Source organism: Spirillospora sp. NPDC049024, assembly GCF_040649235.1.
Lineage (GTDB): Bacteria > Actinomycetota > Actinomycetes > Streptosporangiales > Streptosporangiaceae > Spirillospora.
The window spans coordinates 1-18613 of the sequence record NZ_JBEZFD010000029.1 but is presented as its reverse complement, the minus strand read 5'-3'; the positions used below and the strand labels follow the sequence as shown (position 1 = coordinate 18613).

The 18613-nt window shown below is 66.6% G+C and carries 13 protein-coding genes and 2 CRISPR repeat arrays; all 13 genes read left to right on the top strand.

The annotated features are described in order from the left end of the window. The first annotated feature begins 1230 nt into the window (after positions 1-1230). Positions 1231-2091, top strand: coding sequence for a helix-turn-helix domain-containing protein (locus AB0C21_RS37565; protein ID WP_500210790.1), 861 nt, complete (start codon positions 1231-1233; stop codon positions 2089-2091). 10 nt (positions 2092-2101) lie between these two features. Then, the gene (locus AB0C21_RS37560; RefSeq protein WP_500210789.1) at positions 2102-2311 is read left to right on the top strand and encodes a DUF397 domain-containing protein; all 210 of its coding nucleotides are present in this window, start codon (positions 2102-2104) and stop codon (positions 2309-2311) included. A gap of 352 nt (positions 2312-2663) precedes the next feature. Then, positions 2664-3080 (top strand): ATP-binding protein, encoded by a 417-nt coding sequence (locus AB0C21_RS37555; protein ID WP_500210787.1) that lies wholly within the window; start codon positions 2664-2666, stop codon positions 3078-3080. 1498 nt (positions 3081-4578) lie between these two features. Next, positions 4579-4899 carry a hypothetical protein gene (locus AB0C21_RS37550; RefSeq protein WP_500210786.1) on the top strand — a complete coding sequence of 107 codons (321 nt, stop codon included), beginning with the start codon at positions 4579-4581 and terminating at the stop codon, positions 4897-4899. Between the two features lie 16 nt (positions 4900-4915). Continuing rightward, positions 4916-6739, top strand: coding sequence for a relaxase/mobilization nuclease domain-containing protein (locus AB0C21_RS37545; RefSeq protein WP_500210784.1), 1824 nt, complete (start codon positions 4916-4918; stop codon positions 6737-6739). A 367-nt stretch (positions 6740-7106) separates the two neighbouring features. Further along, a complete protein-coding gene (locus tag AB0C21_RS37540) occupies positions 7107-7328 on the top strand; it encodes a helix-turn-helix transcriptional regulator (RefSeq protein ID WP_141579353.1) in 222 nt (73 codons plus the stop codon). A gap of 242 nt (positions 7329-7570) precedes the next feature. Beyond that, a CRISPR array of direct repeats spans positions 7571-8948; the repeat unit is 37 nt; unit sequence GTGGCGCCCGCCCTCACCGGCGGGCGAGGATCGCAAC. Between the two features lie 256 nt (positions 8949-9204). Continuing rightward, positions 9205-11400 (top strand): CRISPR-associated helicase Cas3', encoded by a 2196-nt coding sequence (gene cas3, locus AB0C21_RS37535; RefSeq protein ID WP_500210782.1) that lies wholly within the window; start codon positions 9205-9207, stop codon positions 11398-11400. Beyond that, positions 11394-12080: a type I-C CRISPR-associated protein Cas5c gene (gene cas5c / locus AB0C21_RS37530; protein WP_500210780.1), complete on the top strand. Its 687-nt coding sequence runs from the start codon at positions 11394-11396 to the stop codon at positions 12078-12080. Before cas3 ends, cas5c begins: the two co-directional genes overlap by 7 nt. A gap of 2 nt (positions 12081-12082) precedes the next feature. Further along, a complete protein-coding gene (cas8c, locus tag AB0C21_RS37525; protein ID WP_500210779.1) occupies positions 12083-13828 on the top strand; it encodes a type I-C CRISPR-associated protein Cas8c/Csd1 in 1746 nt (581 codons plus the stop codon). A gap of 23 nt (positions 13829-13851) precedes the next feature. Further along, complete coding sequence (cas7c, locus tag AB0C21_RS37520; protein WP_500210777.1) at positions 13852-14727, top strand: type I-C CRISPR-associated protein Cas7/Csd2; 876 nt, start codon at positions 13852-13854, stop codon at positions 14725-14727. Beyond that, positions 14724-15365 carry a CRISPR-associated protein Cas4 gene (cas4, locus tag AB0C21_RS37515; RefSeq protein ID WP_500210775.1) on the top strand — a complete coding sequence of 214 codons (642 nt, stop codon included), beginning with the start codon at positions 14724-14726 and terminating at the stop codon, positions 15363-15365. The genes cas7c and cas4 overlap by 4 nt, the downstream gene beginning before the upstream one ends. Then, the gene (gene cas1c, locus AB0C21_RS37510) at positions 15358-16383 is read left to right on the top strand and encodes a type I-C CRISPR-associated endonuclease Cas1c (protein WP_500210774.1); all 1026 of its coding nucleotides are present in this window, start codon (positions 15358-15360) and stop codon (positions 16381-16383) included. The genes cas4 and cas1c overlap by 8 nt, the downstream gene beginning before the upstream one ends. Continuing rightward, positions 16383-16673 (top strand): CRISPR-associated endonuclease Cas2, encoded by a 291-nt coding sequence (gene cas2, locus AB0C21_RS37505; protein ID WP_500210773.1) that lies wholly within the window; start codon positions 16383-16385, stop codon positions 16671-16673. The genes cas1c and cas2 overlap by 1 nt, the downstream gene beginning before the upstream one ends. Before the next feature lie 130 nt (positions 16674-16803). Beyond that, positions 16804-18460: direct repeats of the CRISPR family, unit length 37 nt; unit sequence GTGGCGCCCGCCCTAATCGGCGGGCGAGGATCGCAAC. Positions 18461-18613 lie beyond the last annotated feature (153 nt).

The following is an 18613-nucleotide window of genomic DNA, read 5'->3' as shown; positions in this document are numbered from 1 at the left end:
CCGGCGGGCGAGGATCGCAACACGCCCTCGCGGAACCAACTGATCTTTTTGTAGGCCAAGTGGCGCCCGCCCTTACCGGTGGGCGAGGATCGCAACCACGTCTGCCAGTACAGGCGCATGAGCTGCTTGCCGGTGGCGCCCGCCCTCACCGGCGGGCGAGGATCGCAACGAGATGGGCGTGAGGTACAAGGTGCCGGCCCACGTGGGTGGCGCCCGCCCTCGTCGGCGGGCGAGGGTCGCAACGAGGGGGACGGCGCAACCGGCGAGGTCTACGGGAGGTGGCGCCCGCCCTCGTCGGCGGGCGAGGATCGCAACACCAGGGCCGCGAAGGAGCACGTGGAGTCCTTCGTGGACGTGGCGCCCGCCCTCGCCGGCGGGCGAGGATCGCAACGACGAGACCACCGGGCGCCCCATCGAGGGCCGGTCGGGTGGCGCCCGCCCTCACCGGCGGGCGAGGATCGCAACCCCGTAGCCGCTTGGTCGGGTGGGGTACAGGGGTGGGTGGCGCCCGCCCTCACGGGCGGGCGAGGATCGCAACACGATCAACGCGCGGACGCAGAAAGGCTCCGGTGGGGGGTGGCGCCCGCCCTCACGGGCGGGCGAGGATCGCAACGAGTTCCGCCTTGGTCTTGCCCATTGCGCCCCCGTGGCGCCCGCCCTCGCGGGCGGGCGAGGATCGCAACCATGAGAGACGAGCAGTCGAAACCGCGTGTGCCGGCGGTGGCGCCCGCCCTCACGGGGCGGGCGAGGATCGCAACATCGACAACGAATGGCACGACTACGACCACGACCACCGTGGCGCCCGCCCTCACGGGGGGCGAGGATCGCAACGTGTACACCCCGCAAAAGGGGGGCCGGCTCGGCGGTGGCGCCCGCCCTCACCGGCGGGCGAGGATCGCAACGTTTACACGCTTCAGCGGTCAGCCGGCCGGTGGTTGTGGCGCCCGTCCTCACCGGTGGGCGAGGATCGCAACTTCGACCGGCTCGGCATCGACTTCCTGTTCGTTGACGGTGGCGCCCGCCCTCACCAGCGGGCGAGGATCGCCACGCGGTGACGGTGCCGAAGTAGATGAAGTTGCCGCTGGGTGGCGCCTGCCTTCGTCGGCGGGCGAGGATCGCAACAGAGTGCTTGTCGGGCTGAGGAAGGCAGACCCACGAGGACAGGCGACGTGGATACGCTCCATGTCCTAGAGAGGTGACAGTCGGTGTTCGAGGACGCGGGGTGGGGTGTTGATCAGTCCGTATGTGCGCCGGCTACGGCTGGCGGCGGAGTTGCGCGAGCTGCGGGAGGGGGCTGGCGTTTCGGCGCAGGAACTGGCCAAGCGGTCGGGTGTGTACCGGCAGATGATCAGCAAGCTGGAGAACGCGCACGTCGCACCGAACCAGGAGGATGTTCAGCGGCTGCTGGACGTCCTTGGTGTCGAAGGTGACAAGTGGACGCAGCTCGTGCAGATCACTGCGGAGGCGGCGTCGCATGGCTGGTGGGAGTCGTCGGGGATCGGTGAGCGCCAGGCCAGGTTCGCCAACCTCGAGGCCGGTGCGAGTGTCATTCGCGAGTACCAGCAGAACTTGATTCCGGGGCTGCTGCAGACGGAGGAGTTCATCGCTACGCGCTTGGCCAACACCGAGCTTCCCTTGCCTCCCGATGCCGAGGTTGCCGGAGTGCTGAAGGGCCGGGTCGGGCGGCAGCGGATGCTGCATCGTCCGGACGGGCCTTCGTATGAGGTGATCCTGGACGAGGTGGTGCTGCGTCGCCGTTCGGTTCCGGCGGAGGTGTTCCGTCGGCAGCTCGGCCACATCGTCGACCTGTCCCGGCAGGACGAGCGGGTGACGGTACGGGTCCTGCCTGTGGACGCTGAGATTCCGGGGTACAACATCCCTGAATGTTCGTTTTCGATGTTCACCTACCCGGACGATGGCGACCCCGGTGTGGTCGCTCTGGAGGCGGTGACCACCGACTTGGTCCTCACCGATCCGGAGCAGACCGCGCAGTTCGAGATGGTGTACGAAGGCCTCGTCCGCGTGGCCCTGTCGGCCGAGCAGTCACGAGAGATGCTGGCGGACGTCGCGGACTCCCTCCCCTCGCACTAGGAAGATCATCATGACCAGTCGTGAACGCTACGTCGGATGGCGCAAGTCCTCGTACAGCGGAACGGGCAACAACTGTGTCGAGGCCGGGCGAGCTGGCGGACGTCGGGTCGGTGTCCGGGACACCGCGGCCGGACATGCCGGGCCGGTGCTGGAGTTCGAAGTGAACGCCTGGGCGGCGTTGTTGGCGGAGATCCGGGAGGGAAGGCACCGCCTGCCGTAGCCCATCCAGATGGGATACAGGGGTCGAAGTGACACGCTTCGACCCCTTTTCCGCATGTCTGGGTGACCAAAGAAATGCGCAGTGTCACAGAACCTCTTGCTGGTCCGTGATGGCAGTCACATACTCATGACTGTCACTCAGCATGGACAGTCGGTTACCCGCTATCTGTCTCAGCCCTTCCGAGCGCATGTCCACAGGAGTTCCGAGAACCGGCTGTCGTCCGTCTGCAGGCTCATAGTCAGGAGCGACAACGATGTCTGTGCCACCGTCCGCGCCCCCGCGGCCCGCCATGGCCACTCTCGCTGCAAGACCCCCGCTGCACGATGGCGGAGACTGCAGGGAGCTTGTGGGGGTGGCCGCCCTGCCGACCGCGATCCCCCTGGTGCGTTCGTTCGCGCGCGCCAAGCTGTCGGCATGGGGAGTGGAGGCCGATCACGGCTGGGAGTGCCAGCAGGTGCTCTCCGAACTCGTCACCAATGCCTTCGACGTCACGGGCGAACCGCTTCCCGGTGAGCTACTCGTCCTCGACGAACTGGCGATGATCCTCGTCCAGCTCCGGATATCGGCCCAGCACCTCATCGTGGAGGTGCGTGACTCCGGGGACGGCCGACCGCACATCCCCGACGCAGGGGTCAACGACGAAGGCGGGCGCGGCCTGCGGCTGGCAACGATGCTCGCTGGCGCCTGGGGCTGGTACCCCGTCACAGCACCACAGCCCGGCAAGGTCGTATGGGCGTCGTGGTCGCTCGACCGGAACACCGGCTCGTGAGGCTGCGTCCGGCGCTTGGTCTGCTCGTCCAACGTCGTTCAGTCGGTTCGCCGCCCCTCGCGTTCATCGTCCCCGACGAGATGACCGGACTCGAACTCACGAGAGGGGTCGGCTTGGCCTTCGCCCGATCACGCGATGCCTTGGCTGAGGAAGCGGAGCAGGCTCGATACCGAGCCTCTCAGGAGAAGAATCGACGGCAGCGCGCCTACCTGGCCGGTCGCGCAGACGCCCTGTGTGAGGCCGTTGCGCGTACGGACGCCGCGATGGCCGACCTCTTCGCCGGGTAGAACGCCGTGTGTCGAAGGATGGCGGCTCCTCGCAAGACCGGGGAGTCGCCCATCGCCTCCGTTGCCTGGGCCGGGCACTCGACTTGACGCTCGGCGAGGTGCGAGAGCGCATGCGCCGTGCTTCTGAGCCAGCTCCCTGAGTTGTGCAGGTCAGCGCCCAACGGCAGGTCGAGCCAGGGCGCGTGGCAACTCTGCAACGAGGCCAGAATGCTTTTGAGCAATAGCGCGCCACGCCGGTGCTTAAAGTAGCCGACTCGCGTGAGATGAGAGAAGGTGAGATCAGGCGACCGAACCGGTCGTTGGAGCACTCACCCGAACCGAGAAGAGAGGAGTCCCGAATGGTCCGAATTCAGTTGACGCTGGGGAGCACCTCACATGCACGCACTCGAGGCCCACGCCGATGGGGCCACTGAGCGGCCCGCCATCAAGCTGCATAACCGACTCTTCCTGACTTCAGGGCAGAAATCTTGGATACCAAGCCACATTTCACCGAAGCTCTCAATGCGCCGACGCGGCAAGCGATCGCAGGTCTCTCGGATGAGTCCGTTATCCACAACATTGTGGATAACGGAGCGGAGTTCCGGACGCCATGGACCGACGGTGCTCGAAGAGGCCGTTCGACGGGGCGACGATCGCGTACCTGCTCGCGGCATGAATGGTGACCGCGCAAGCGAACCCAGAGCACCTGGCCTGCGCAGGCCCCTGGTAGACGAACGCTGACTCACTCCGGGCGGAGACGGCGGCGAGCGGCACCGAGACGCTCGGTTTAGTCAGCGGCGAAGAGATCCGGCAGTGCCTTGTCCAGAGTGCCTGCGATTCGATGAAGCGGTGCCCAGACGGCTGAATCATCAACGACACGACCGAGGTCGGGCATCTGCAGCCGTTCCACCTACTCGGACGGGACGAGCGCTTCGTTCCGCGTGAGTCGTATGACGATCTTTTCCTCTTGCATGCCTGCAACCTAGCCGCGCTGTCGAGAGGGCGCTCTCCTTCGAGGCCCGAGGGATCCTCATCGACTTCAGCTGACGCTGGGCAAGATATGGAATTCGTGCACTTATTGGTTGCTGGACCGGACGCGGTCCAGCACGGAGCAGCCGGATCGAGCGCGATCCGTGGGGGTGGGAACGGTAGTCGAGAAGAGCAGCGGGCCAGCGCCTGTGAATCGGCGTGCGCACCGCAGTCCGCGCCGGGAACGGTCGGTGCGGTTTTCGTTGGCGGATGAGGAGCACGCGCTGGTGCGAGCAGCGGCGGCGGGCGAGCGACTGGCAGTCGGTGCTTATGCGGCGCAGGCGGTGCTGGCCGCAGCTCGCGGCAGCGCGCTCCCGCAGTATGCGTTGTTGCGGGAGGCGCTGGCGACGGTGATGCACGCGTCTCAGCAGGTTCGGCGGATCGGGGTGAACCTCAACCAGGCCGTGGCCGCATCGAACGCGGGGGAACCGCCGCCCCAGCTCCAGCAGTATGCCGAGGCTGCCGCACGAGCGACCCGCAACCTGGACGCCCTGGCCGAAGAGGTGCGCCGGTGCCTGCCGTGACAGCGGAAGCCGAAGCTTGATCGGCAAGGTTCTGCGGGGAAAGCGGGTCGAGGGCTTGATCCGGTACCTGTACGGGCCCGGGCGGCGGGGAGAGCATCACGATCCCCGCATCGTGGCCGGCTTCTGCAAGCCAGGCGAGCTGGAGCCCCCAATCAGGCCGGACGGCAGCCGGGACTTCCGGCGGCTGGACGGGCTGCTCTCCCAGCCCCTCGCTCTGCTGGGCGAGCGCAACTACCGCAAGCCGGTTTGGCATCTGGCGCTCCGCGCGGCGCCAGAGGATCCGATCCTGGACGATCACCAGTGGGCCGAGATCGCAAAAGAGGTGATGGCTCGGACCGGGCTGGCGGCCGATGGGGACGATGACGCCGTCCGGTGGATCGCTGTTCGGCACGGCGAGGACCACATCCATGTGGTCGCGACCCTGGCTCGCACCGATGGTGTCCGTCCGGATGTGTGGAACGACGGATACCGACTTCGGGACGCCTGCCAGGCGATCGAGCGACGTTGGGGGCTGCGGTCCACGGCCCCGGCGGACCGGACAGCGGCACGGCGGCCCAAGCGCGCCGAGGCCGAGAAAGCCGTCCGCCGCGGCCGTCCGATGCCGTCTCGTACGCTCCTGCAACGCAAGGTCCAGACCGCCGCAGCGGGCGCCTGCAACGAAAGCGAGTTCTTCGAACGCCTCCGCGCCGATGGTGTCCTGGTACGGCAACGCTTCAGCCAGGCGACGGCTGATGAAGTGACCGGCTACGCGGTGGCCTTGGCCGACGATGCGAACGCGGACGGCAAGCCGATCTGGTTCGGCGGCAGCAAGCTGGCCGCCGACCTCACCCTGCCTAAGCTCCGCAGCCGGTGGACGGCGGCGGACGGCTCCGTCCGGGCGCCGTCCGCCGTCCGTTCGCTGGACCGGCGACACCTGTCCGCGCGGACGAGACGGGTCCTGCTGCGGACGGCCGTCCGCCGCGCCGCGGACGAAGCCCGGACGACCAGCGAGTTCTTCCACCGACTCCAAGACGAGGGGCTCTTGGTCAAGCGGCGCTACAGCCGGACCGTCCCCGGACAGATCACCGGCTACGCAGTCGCCTTTCCAGCCGACAACAACACCGAACCGACCTGGTCTCCCGGCAGCCACTTGGCCGAGGATCTCTCCCTGGCCAGGCTCCAACAACGCTGGGCCTCGTTCTCCCGGCACCGCACGCCGGCCACCGATCACGACGATCTGACGCCGGAGGAACGGCAGGCTTTCTATGACGACGCAGCCCGCGCCGCCTCCTACGCCACCGCGCAGATCCGACGCCACCTGGCCACGAACCCGCACGCCGCACAGGACGCTTGCTGGGCCGCCTCCGATGCGCTCCGCACTGCGGCTCAAGCCACCGGCAACCGCCACCTCCACTGCGCCGCCGACAGCTACGACCGCGCAGCCCGCGCTCCCTACGGCCGCATTCCCAAGCCGACTCCTGCCGGCAATGCCCTGCGCACCACGGCACGACTTCTCGCACTCACCGGCTCCCACAAGGACCGAACGACGAGCTTCGCCAAGTTGCTCGTCACCAACCTCATCACCCTGCTGGACACCATCACCGAGATCCGTCGCCTGCAGAACCACCGCGCCCAAGCCGAGGCAGCCCGTCAAGCCGCCGCTCAAACTCGACTTGCGAAAACCACTGCTGATGATCCGACGGGAGGAGCCCCTGACCTAACGACCACGATCTCGCCCGCTCGCCTGGCCATGACCGCCTTCCCCAATCCCTGGGCTCCTCTGCACTCCGACCCCTCCGGTGCACCGAGACCAGATTCCCCCACTCCGTCAGTCCGCCCACGTCCTGGAAGACACCTCTAGCAAGTGACACGTCAACTCGGAGAGGCCACGCGACTCTCCGCATCGTTCTACTGACTCTTGATTGACGGGCGCCCAGCCCGTTAGCCGGATGCCGACGGAGGAGCGATGAACAGGCTGGCAACGCTCACACAGAGCGAGTTGGACGTGCGGCGGGAACGCCTACTCCGGTTTGCACTTCGAGCGCCCCGTCTGCCTCACCCGCTACAACCCACCACCCGCTACAACCCACCCCCCGCCGACGTCACACCCGACGCAGACATCCTCGCCTTCAACCAGGACGACGGCACCTGCGACACCGGCTGGTGCTTCGCCTGAACCAGCACCCCGCCTATACGCCCGCCAGGACCGAAACCACGGAGAGTCATCCATGCAGCCCATGAAGTACAGCGACCTGGCCGACCTGCCCACCGTCGTCGACATAACCACCGCCGCCCGGGCCCTCGGCCTCTCCCGCTCCTACGCCTACTACCTCGCCAAGCACGGCAAGTTCCCCTGCAAAGTCATCCGCATCGGCACCTGCTACCGAGTCCCCGCTTCTGCTCTCTGCGCATTGCTGAGCCCAGACGAGGCGCCTGCGGTGACCACCTAGGACCTTTAGGGTGAGGGGCGAGGGAGCACTTGCTGAACTCGCCCTCACCAGCCTGAGCCAAGGCCGTCTGGACGCGCCGGCGGCGTTGAATCTGGCACAGTCCTGCTGTTTCTTCGGAACCCGAAGCGAGCAAGAGATCACCGGGGGGTTCCGAAGTACTTTTGAGCTATTTCCTGCCGTTTTGTGCACACTACCTTAGTGTGTATTTGATTACAGTTGGTCATGATGGCACTTCAGGTGCCGTGGCGCCCGCCCTCACCGGCGGGCGAGGATCGCAACCTTCGTCCTCTCCCATGGGGCCGCCTCGACCTCCTGTGACGAGTGGCGCCCGCCCTCACCGGCGGGCGAGGATCGCAACTTCCGGCGATGCTCGCAATGGACTCGCCGCGCCGGTGGCGCCCGCCCTCACCGGCGGGCGAGGATCGCAACACCGAGGCCGACCAGATCCTGCTGGGCTACGGCCCCAGCGTGGCGCCCGCCCTCACCGGCGGGCGAGGATCGCAACACCGAGGCCGACCAGATCCTGCTGGGCTACGGCCCGTGGCGCCCGCCCTCACCGGCGGGCGAGGATCGCAACCTTAAGAGGGCTCTCCCCCAACCCCCCAGCGGGCGGGTGGCGCCCGCCCTCACCGGCGGGCGAGGATCGCAACGGCACGAACGTCACCGACTTCATGGGCGTCCCCGTCGGTGGCGCCCGCCCTCACCGGCGGGCGAGGATCGCAACGTGATGGCGGTGGCGACGAGGCCAGGCGAGTAGCCCAGGGTGGCGCCCGCCCTCACCGGCGGGCGAGAATCGCAACTCAACGAACCGCAGCTCGGCGCCGTAGGTGTCGTAGGCGGTGGCGCCCGCCCTCACCGGCGGGCGAGGATCGCAACCTGCCCGGCACTGCCGAGGAGCTGCGCGAGAAGCTGTGGCGCTCGCCCTCACCGGCGGGCGAGGATCGCAACATCAAGGCCCGGACCCGGCAGCCCAAGCGCCTGCGGGTGGCGCCCGCCCTCACCGGCGGGCGAGGATCGCAACGCGTAGCAGCAGCTCGCCCGCGGCGTTGCGCGAAAGTCGTGGCGCCCGCCCTCACCGGCGGGCGAGGATCGCAACTTTGATCATTCTGGCGGGGGGCTCAATGGGGATCGGGGTGGCGCCCGCCCTCACCGGCGGGCGAGGATCGCAACAACCTGGACGAGTCGAACGCGGCGCTGGCGCTGATCCGGTGGCGCCCGCCCTCACCGGCGGGCGAGGATCGCAACAACACCTCGATCGGCGCGGTCCGGTACAACTACGACAGTGGCGCCCGCCCTCACCGGCGGGCGAGGATCGCAACTCCAAGAGCGTGTTCTTCCGCTCGGCGAAGATGTACTCGTGGCGCCCGCCTTCACCGGCGGGCGAGGATCGCAACGTCCGGTACCTCGGTCGCTGCTCCGCCGCGGCTCGATCGTGGCGCCCGCCCTCACTGGCGGGCGAAGATCGCAATCCCTTAACGGTGCGCTCGAACTTCGTCAGGTTCGCCGACGTGGCGCCCGCCCTCACCGGCGGACGAGGATCGCAACTATGGGGAACCGGACCGGCCGGCGTTGCGGGTATCCAGGTGGCGCCCGCCCTCACCGGCGGGCGAGGATTGCAACGACATGTACGCGGGGGCCTGCCACAGCCTGGACTGTAGTGGCGCTCGCCTTCACCGGCGGGCAGGCGTCGCGAAGTTCTGGCGGTGACAGGTAGCAAACTGGCTCCGGAACACAACTCGTGAGTAAGGTCTCGCAGTTCGGGAGAAGTGGCCGCATTGGGACGCTGGTCCTGCGAGTTGTGTGGAATGCACACGATGCGAAGCCCTCTGTCGTACGGTGCTTTCCTGTCACGGGGTGACGGAGAGCGGGGCGCAAGGTGACGGGGGAGTTGTGGGCGCATAGCGTCAACCCTTCTGGGAGACGTCATGGGCTTATAGATCATTTGAAGGGCACAGCTTATTTGGCTGCTGAGTTCGCCTCCGTGTTCGGAGCTGGCGAGTTGGCTGGCGGTTTGGGGCTGCTGCATGACGTCGGTAAGGGAGCCTGTCTATGGCAGGACGGCTTGCTGCGTGCGGAGGCGTCCGGCGGGCGTGTTGTCGATGCCGGAGGGGTTAGCGTTGATCACAAGATGGCGGGCGCCTGGCTGGCGGTGCGGAAGGCGCAGCTAGGGCCCTATGCACTGGCAGTGTTGGGGCATCATGGTGGGCTCCCGGAGCGCCGATTTCTGAAGGAGGTACTCACTAGCGCCGACGCAGAGGCAGCCGAGCGAGTCCAAGAAGCTGTTCGGCGAGTAGCTGAGCTTCTCCCAGAGATCCTTGACGATCGTGCTGATTCAGTTCCTGGTTGGGGAAAATCGGCTGACGATAGGCATTTGGCTGAGCTGTTGCTGCGCATGGTCTTTAGCGCACTTGTCGACGCTGATTTTCTAGATACTGAGTCCCATTTTTCAGGTGCACCGCGGCCACCGGTGCCCTCGCTGGCCTCGATGGCGGGAGCTTTTGAGCGGGCCAGGACTGAGCTACTGACCCATCGAAGGCCCTCACCAGTCGATGTGATTCGTGAGCAGGTGTACGAGGAGGCGGTGCGGGCGGCTGAAGAGCCCGTTGGGATCTTTCCCTTCCCGGCGCCCACCGGGGCCGGGAAGACCATAGCCGCGGGCGGGTTCACTGTAGAGCATGCGGCCCGGCATGGGCTGCGGCGTGTGATCGTTGCGGTGCCGTACACGTCGATCACCGAGCAGAACGCCGCCGTCTACCGGAAGTTGTTCGGCGACGCCAACGTCTTGGAGCATCACAGCGGTGTGAACCTGGCTGACGTGCCGCCTGCCCTGCGATGGCAGAGGCTGGCAGCGGAGAACTGGGACGCCCCGGTCGTCGTCACTACGACCGTCCGCTTGTTCGAGTCCCTGTTCAGCAGGAAGCCCTCTGCAATGCGGAAGGTTCATCGGCTGGCCGGCGCGGTCATCGTCCTGGATGAGGTCCAGTCACTGCCGGATCCCATGCTCCCCCCGATCTTGTCGGCCTTGAGAGACCTGACAGAGCGGTTCGGCACGAGCGTGCTGCTGGCCTCGGCGACTCAGCCAGAGTTCTTCTCCATGGACGTTTTCAAAGATCTCCATGCCCGACAAGTAATCTCGAAACCGAAGCCGCTCTACCGCAGTCTGGAACGGGTCCGTTACAGGTGGTGGTGCGACCCGAAGCCGACGCTCAAAGATGTCGCAGAGCGGATACGGGACGAGCCGTCCGTATTGGCGGTCGTCAACACCACCAAGGATGCAGCAGCGCTTCACCAGTGTTTGGAAGAGATCGCGGATGCTCCCGTCCTGCATCTTTCGACGCGGATGGCGGGCGGGCATCGCCGTGATGCCCTGGAGGACATTCGGGCCAGGCTGGCTGAGGGGTTGCGGGTCGCGGTCGTCAGCACGCAGCTCGTTGAAGCGGGCGTGGACCTAGACTTTCCCGTGGTCTTTCGCGCTTACGCGGCGGCCGAAGCAATGCAGCAAGCCGCCGGGCGCTGCAACCGTAATGGGCGGCTTGAACGTGGCACGGTCGTTGTCTTCGACCCGGCAGACGGCAGCGTGGCTGGCGCTCGCAGGGTGTATGGCGCTGCTCTCGACGCGACGCGTGCATTCTTTGGTCCCGGACTGGCGTCGCCGGACGATCTCGACGCGTTGAGAGCCTACTACCGGACTCGATATGCCGTGAAGAACATCGAAGGCGACGGCCCTGGGATCGAGATACAGAAAGATCGAGCTGCGTTCGACTTCCCTGCGGTCGCCGCACGGTTCAAGTTGATCGACGAATCCACGGTCCCGGTCCTCGTCCCCTACGGGGATGATGCTGAACGTGAGCAACTACGGAAGTTGCTGGCCACGCCTGGCAGCGCCGAACCCTGGGTCTTCCGGAAGATCCAACCGTATCTGGCCACGCTGCCGCGGCGCCTGGCGCGCGAAGCGGTGGGCGCCGGCCTGGCCGCGCCGCTACTTGGCGATCTTGTGGAGTGGCACGGCGAATACCACGCGTTTCGTGGTATCGAATTCGCCGATCCGAGTGGAGAGGACTTCGTATGGTGAGCTCGCATCCCTACTACCCCAACCCACCACTGGTCGTTGAAGTGAGTGGAGAACTCGCGTGCTTCACTCGTCCGGAGTTGAAGGCCGAGCGATTCAGCTACGAGGTCATGACTCCCTCAGCGGCGCGCGGTGTCCTCGAGGCGATCTTCTGGCGGCCCGAATTCGAGTACCGGCTGATCAAGATCGAGGTACTGAAGCCCATCCGCTGGTTTTCCATCCGCCGGAACGAGGTCAAGTCGATGGCCTCCGACGACTGGATCCGGCGGATGATGGCCGACACGACGGTGCGGTACGACGTCGAAACCGACCGCGACCAGCGCAATACTGTTGCTCTGCGTGACGTTGGATATCGGATTCACGCTCAGGTGCTCTTGCGTCCACAGGCCACCGAGGGCGAGGTCAAGTACAGGGAGCAGTTCCGCCGTAGGGTCGACAAAGGCGCCTGTTTCTCGCAACCTTTCCTGGGAACTCGCGAGTTCTCGGCTCGCTTTGGCAAGGCCACGTCCGCCAAGCCGATCCAAGAAACGCGAGAGCTGGGACCGATGCTGCACAGCATCCACTACGAAGGTGGCAAGGAGACCTATCACTGGTTCCTGGCCAGGCTGGACGAAGGCGTGATGGAAGTACCACCCGAAGGCCTCGCGCTTCCGGGTGCGGGCTCGGCCCGGTCGAGGACCTGACCATGTTGATCCGCAAGCTCGTCGAACAGGCTGACCAGCGGTCCGGCGCCGGTGAGGGTGTTCCTCGGTACTACCGCAGCCGGCCTGTGCGGTGGGTCATTCGCATCGATGCCAAAGGAAACGGGAGCCTCATCGACCTGGTGGACCCGGTCCAGCAGCCGAGTCCCTACCTGACCCGCACCAGTGGGATCGCGGCGATGCTCCTGGTGGACACCCTGGAGTACGTCCTCGGCATCGCCAAAGACGACTCGGACAAGGCTCGTAACGGAGCCGATCGCCGGAATGACGCCTTCCTAGCTCTACTCAAATCGTGGCGAGACAACACGGAGGATCCTGCCGCTCAAACCGTCTGTCACTTCTTCGAGCAAGAACGACACCTCGACCTCGCCAACGACCTTCCAGACGACGCGGCCTCGTCAGAGCTTGTCGGGGTGATGCTCGACGAGTCGTGGGTCCACATGCTGCCTTCGGCAGTTGCCTTCTGGGCACAGGTCGCGCGCGAGCGCAAAAGCTCGGGTGGTGAGGGCATCTGCCTTGCGTGCGGCGAGGTAGGCCCGCTGCTGAAGACCGTCCCGGAGATGGTGAAGAGCTCCCTCATTCCGGTCGGCGTCGAATCCAACGGGCGGCCAAAACGCGGACGCGACGCCGCACTGATCTCCGTGAACACCAGTGCGCAGGGGCGCGGCGGGACGCTGCAACTGGCCAACACCCCGATCTGTGAGACCTGCGGCGCCAAAGCGATGGCCGCCCTCAATCACCTGCTCGCCGACGAGCACCACCGGCGCCGCGGCGAGGACAACGTCCTGACATGGTGGCTCCAAGAACCAGGTGACTTCGACCTGATGGTGATCGAACGCCCGGAGCCGGCGGATGTCAAAGCCCTCCTGGACGAGCCGTACCGCGGCCGTACGGCCACGTCCGTGGACACCAACGCGTTCTACGCCCTCACCCTGTCGGCGAACCAGAGTCGCATCGTGGTCCGCGACTGGATCGACGTCCCCGTTCACGACATCAAGAACCACCTGGCAGCGTGGTTCCGCGACCACCGTTCTACCGATCGGTGGGCCGACGGCTACCACTGCGTGCCACTCCGGACGATGGTGCGGGCCAGCGGCCGCTGGGACCGCAGCAAGAAGCAGTACGTGGCGGGCAGCACCATCCACGGGCTCGAACGCGACCTACTGCGCGCGGCCCTGCGGGGTACCCCGGCACCGCCGCATCTGATTCCCCGGATGCTTCACCGCATCCGAAATGACCACCATCTCGACCTGCCCCGGGTCGCCATGCTCCGGCTCGCGCTGACCCGGCCTCCCTACGAGGAGAACGTCATGCCAGGCCTTGACGAGAAGAACGAGAACCCCGCGTATGTGTGGGGCCGGATGTTCGCCGTCCTGGAGGCGGTTCAGCGTCGGGCCCTGCCCGACCTCAACGCCACCATCCGCGATCGGTACTTCGGCCTGGCAATGACCCAGCCTGAAGCCACGATGCGCATGCTGCGCACGAACGCGAACGGCCACATCAAAAAGCTCATCGGCAAGAACGAGTCCAGAGGGGCCGGCTACGCGCTGGACGCCCGGCTCGCGGCCCTCAGCCAGCTGATCGATGCGGACAAGGGCCTGCCCGGCCACCTGGACGCACGAGGCCAAACCCGCTTCATCCTCGGCTACGACCACCAGCGCGCAGCCGATATGGCTGCGGCCCGGGCGGCCAAGGAAGCCAAGAACAACGGCGACCACACCGCAGACTGATCCCACCTGACGAAGGAGTCACCATGACGGGCGAAGCCCACCTCGACCCGACTCGCAAGCACGACTTCGCGTTCCTCTTCGACGTCAAGGACGGCAACCCCAACGGCGACCCGGACGCCGGCGGAATGCCGCGGACGGACCCGGAGACGATGCAGGGCCTCGTCACCGACGTCGCCATCAAGCGGAAGATCCGCAACATGGTGGCGATGCTCGGCGAAGGGCAGGAAGGCTACGACATCTACGTCGAGGCGGGCGTGTCGCTGAACTCGCAGCACGAGCGCGCCTACACCTCACTGGGCATCGCCAAAACCAAGGAGAAGAACAAGGACGCTTCGATCCAGGCGCAGGCGCGCGACTGGATGTGCAAGACCTTCTACGACGTCCGGATGTTCGGCGCCGTCATGACCACGGGAAGCCAGCACGCCGGACGCGTCCAAGGGCCGGTGCAATTCACCTTCTCCCGCTCCATCGACCCGGTAATCCCCCAGGAGCACGGCATTACGCGCGTGACCCGCACCAAGGAAGAGGACACCAAGGAGACAGAAATGGGCGGCAAGCACGCCGTCCCCTACGGCCTCTACCTCGGCTACGGCCACTTCAGCGCCCCACTCGCCCGCCGCACCGGCGTCAGCGCCGACGACCTGGGCATGCTCTGGCGGTCGATGGAGTTGATGTTCGAGCACGACCGTGCTTCCACCCGCGGCGAAATGGCGCTCCGGTCCCTGTACGTCTTCAGCCACCACGACCAGTTCGGCGCCGCACCAGCGCACGTCCTGTTCGACCTCATCAGCGTCCTGCGGCAAGTGGACGGCCCAGCCCGCTCCTTCAAGGACTACACCGTGAAGCTCGACGAGGGAGCCGTGCCCAACAAGGTGACCCTCACTCAACTCATCGGATGAAAACCGAGCTACTCCCCGTGCCGCTATCGGCGTTGGAGCACTACGCCTACTGCCCACGCCAAGCAGGACTCATCCTCCTCGAAGAGGGATACGAGGATGATGCCAACACCGTACGCGGCACGCTGCTTCACCAGCGAGTTCATGAACCCGACGAGGAGACCAGACCGGGAATCCGGACCCTGCGTGCGCTCCCGGTCTGGCACCAGCAACTCGGATTGAACGGCGTCTGCGACGTGGTGGAGATCCTCGCCGACGACACCGTCATTCCGGTCGAACACCAGTCCGGCGCTTACCATCCCGGCGGCCCCGCAGACGTTCAACTCGTCGCCCAAGCCATGTGCCTGGAAGAGCGTTTCAAGACCACGATCTCCACCGGCTACATCTATTCAGCGGCCGACCGACGCCGCCATCCGGTGCCCATCGACGCCGAGGCACGTGCCCGCGTCATCGACGTAGCGACCGCCGTCCGCGCAGTGCTGCACCAGACCACGCTGCCGGCGGCCGCTGCCGACAAGCGGTGCCGCGGCTGCTCCATGAACGCCTTGTGCATGCCGCGGCTGCTCGCCGATCAAAGGCGCTACCAGCACGCCCTCAGCGAGCGCTTCACGCCCTTATCCGAGAGCGACTGGGATGACTGAACTGCTCAATACCCTCTACGTCCAGACACAGGGAGCCGCCCTCTACCTCGAAGGCGACAGCGTCCGGATCAGCACGCCTGAAAACGGCAAACGGCGTACCCTGCCGCTTCGCCGCCTGCAGGAGATCGTGGCCTTCGGCCACATCGAGTTCAGCTCGCCCCTTCTCGTCCGCTGCGCTTCCGATGGACGACCCGTGATCTGGATGTCGGCCGGCGGTCGCTTCCTCAGCCGCCTCGACGGCCCCGTCCACGGCAACGTCCTGCTGCGGCATGCCCAGCATCTCAGCCATGCGGATCCGGCGGCGCGGCTCGCGATCGCTCAGGCCTTCGTCGCCGGGAAGATCCAGAACAGCCGCCAGCTCGTCCTGCGCGGCGCTCGCGACGCCCGCCAACACCAGGACGAACTCCGCGCCCTCGCCGACGGGATCGCGCAACCTCTGCCAGCCATCCCACTGGCCGAAGATCTCGACGTGCTCCGGGGCATCGAAGGGAATGCCGCCCGCCTGTACTTCCGCGCGCTCGGCCTTATGCTCCGCCCCGACCTGGACGTCGGCGCCTTCACGGGACGGATCAAACGGCCGGCCACCGACCCGGTGAACGCCCTGATGTCTTTCCTCTACGGGCTCACCCGCTCCATGGTCCACGGCGCCGCCGAACAAGTAGGACTCGACCCTTACATCGGTTTCCTGCACGGTCTGCGCCCTGGCAAGCCCGCCTTGGCCCTCGACCTCATGGAAGAACTTCGGGCCCCGCTCGCCGACCGGCTCGCCCTCACCCTGCTCAACCGGCGACAGCTACGACGCGGACATTTCGAAGACCTGCCAGGCGGCTCAGTCCAGCTCACCGAAGACGGCCGCAAGCTCGTCCTCACCGAGTGGCAGGAGGCGAAGAAGCGCGAGTGGCCCCACCGTCTACTCGGGCGTCGGGTGCCCGTCGCCTTGATCCCCTCCGTCCAAGCCCGCATCCTCGCACGTCATCTGCGTGAGGAACTGCCCGCCTACATGCCCTGGATGGCGTAGTGGAACTTCTCCTCACCTACGACGTCAGCACCATCACCTCGGAAGGCAAGAACCGCCTGCGTCGCGTTGCCAAGCTCTGCGAGGGCTACGGCATGCGAGTGCAGAAGTCCGTCTTCGAGATCGTCTGCACCGAACCCGAGCTGCTCCTGCTGATCGACAAGATGCAGCGGATCATCGATCACGACGAGGACAGCATCCGCATCTACAAGGTGCCCAAAGGTTCCTTCCGAAGCGTCCGCGTCTTCGGTACGGCGAAGCCGTTGCCTCACGACGACGCCCTAATCCTGTAGTTCGGAACCCCAAGCACTCATCCCTGACTGGGGATGTTCCGAAGTAGATATGCCAGGTGTTCTGTCTGCTTGTCCGAATCAAACTCGTAGAACTTTGACTTCAGAGCGTAGTAATAGCAGTTCATCTAGCGTGGCGCCCGCCCTAATCGGCGGGCGAGGATCGCAACTCCAGCAGCGCCGGCCGTCGGAGGCGCTGCCCGAGTGGCGCCCGCCCTAATCGGCGGGCGAGGATCGCAACATGCGTCCGTGGGACAAGTGGGCGGCCGAGGGCTCGGGGTGGCGCCCGCCCTAATCGGCGGGCGAGGATCGCAACACCAAGACGCTCAGCGAGAACCCGCAGGTGCAACTCGTGGCGCCCGCCCTAATCGGCGGGCGAGGATCGCAACCCATAGCGTCGGCTCTATCGGCACGGCGGCCACCTAAGTGGCGCCCGCCCTAATCGGCGGGCGAGGATCGCAACTTGGGCTGTGAGGTCCCGCCGGCGCCGGCCCCTGACGGGTGGCGCCCGCCCTAATCGGCGGGCGAGGATCGCAACGCCTGGTGACACGCTCCACTAGCGGAACGCAGGTGTGGCGCCCGCCCTAATCGGCGGGCGAGGATCGCAACGGGTACGAGACCGGCGAGTCCCTCACCTACGCCAACATCGTGGCGCCCGCCCTAATCGGCGGGCGAGGATCGCAACGAGAAGCGCACGAACCCCAACCGCACCGACGGTCAGGTGGCGCCCGCCCTAATCGGCGGGCGAGGATCGCAACCTGGTGCTGGCGGGGGCGTGCGCCGCCTACACGGCCGGTGGCGCCCGCCCTAATCGGCGGGCGAGGATCGCAACGCCCTAGCGAACGGAGTTAGGAAAATGAGCGACGGGGTGGCGCCCGCCCTAATCGGCGGGCGAGGATCGCAACCCCAGTGAGGCGCCGGCCCGTGCGGGACCGGCGCGGGTGGCGCCCGCCCTAATCGGCGGGCGAGGATCGCAACTCGTAGCCGCTCACCGGCGGCGCTCCAAGTTCAGCAGGGTGGCGCCCGCCCTAATCGGCGGGCGAGGATCGCAACCACGCATACAGGGTGTTGGTGTCAACCCCCTTGATCTTGTGGCGCCCGCCCTAATCGGCGGGCGAGGATCGCAACCTGGCGGTGACGCACATGGCGTCCGAGGGTGCGCCAGCGTGGCGCCCGCCCTAATCGGCGGGCGAGGATCGCAACACCTTCCCGGGCCGCTACCCGGTGAACGGCGGGAACCGGGTGGCGCCCGCCCTAATCGGCGGGCGAGGATCGCAACACGATCGGAGCGCCCGCATGAACCGCGCCGTCTACGGTGGCGCCCGCCCTAATCGGCGGGCGAGGATCGCAACCTGGAACGAGCTCGACTCGCTACGCGCCGCGGGGGTGGCGCCCGCCCTAATCGGCGGGCGAGGATCGCAACACCAAGACGCTCAGCGAGAACCCGCAGGTGCAGCTGGTGGCGCCCGCCCTAATCGGCGGGCGAGGATCGCAACATCCAGCTCACGTCCTGCGTCCCCGAATTGCCGTAGCGTGGCGCCCGCCCTAATCGGCGGGCGAGGATCGCAACTTCCCGGCCTTCCGGTACGAGGCCAAGGCCCCCGCGGTGGCGCCCGCCCTAATCGGCGGGCGAGGATCGCAACCCGTGATCTCCGGCGTGCGGTCCGGGCCCTGGAAGCGGGTGGCGCCCGCCCTAATCGGCGGGCGAGGATCGCAACCATGGCGACGAGGGCGAACACTCCGCACACGACGAGTGGCGCCCGCCCTAATCGGCGGGCGAGGATCGCAACGCATGGGCGCCGAAGCGTACCAAAAGCTGCAGACAACGGTGGCGCCCGCCCTAATCGGTGTCAACGACGGCCGAATTCTGACCCCCTGGCGACGTCTGAAAGTTGACCCCCTGATGTTGTTGGTCGTTACTGCTGGTCGTTGGTGGTGTTGGC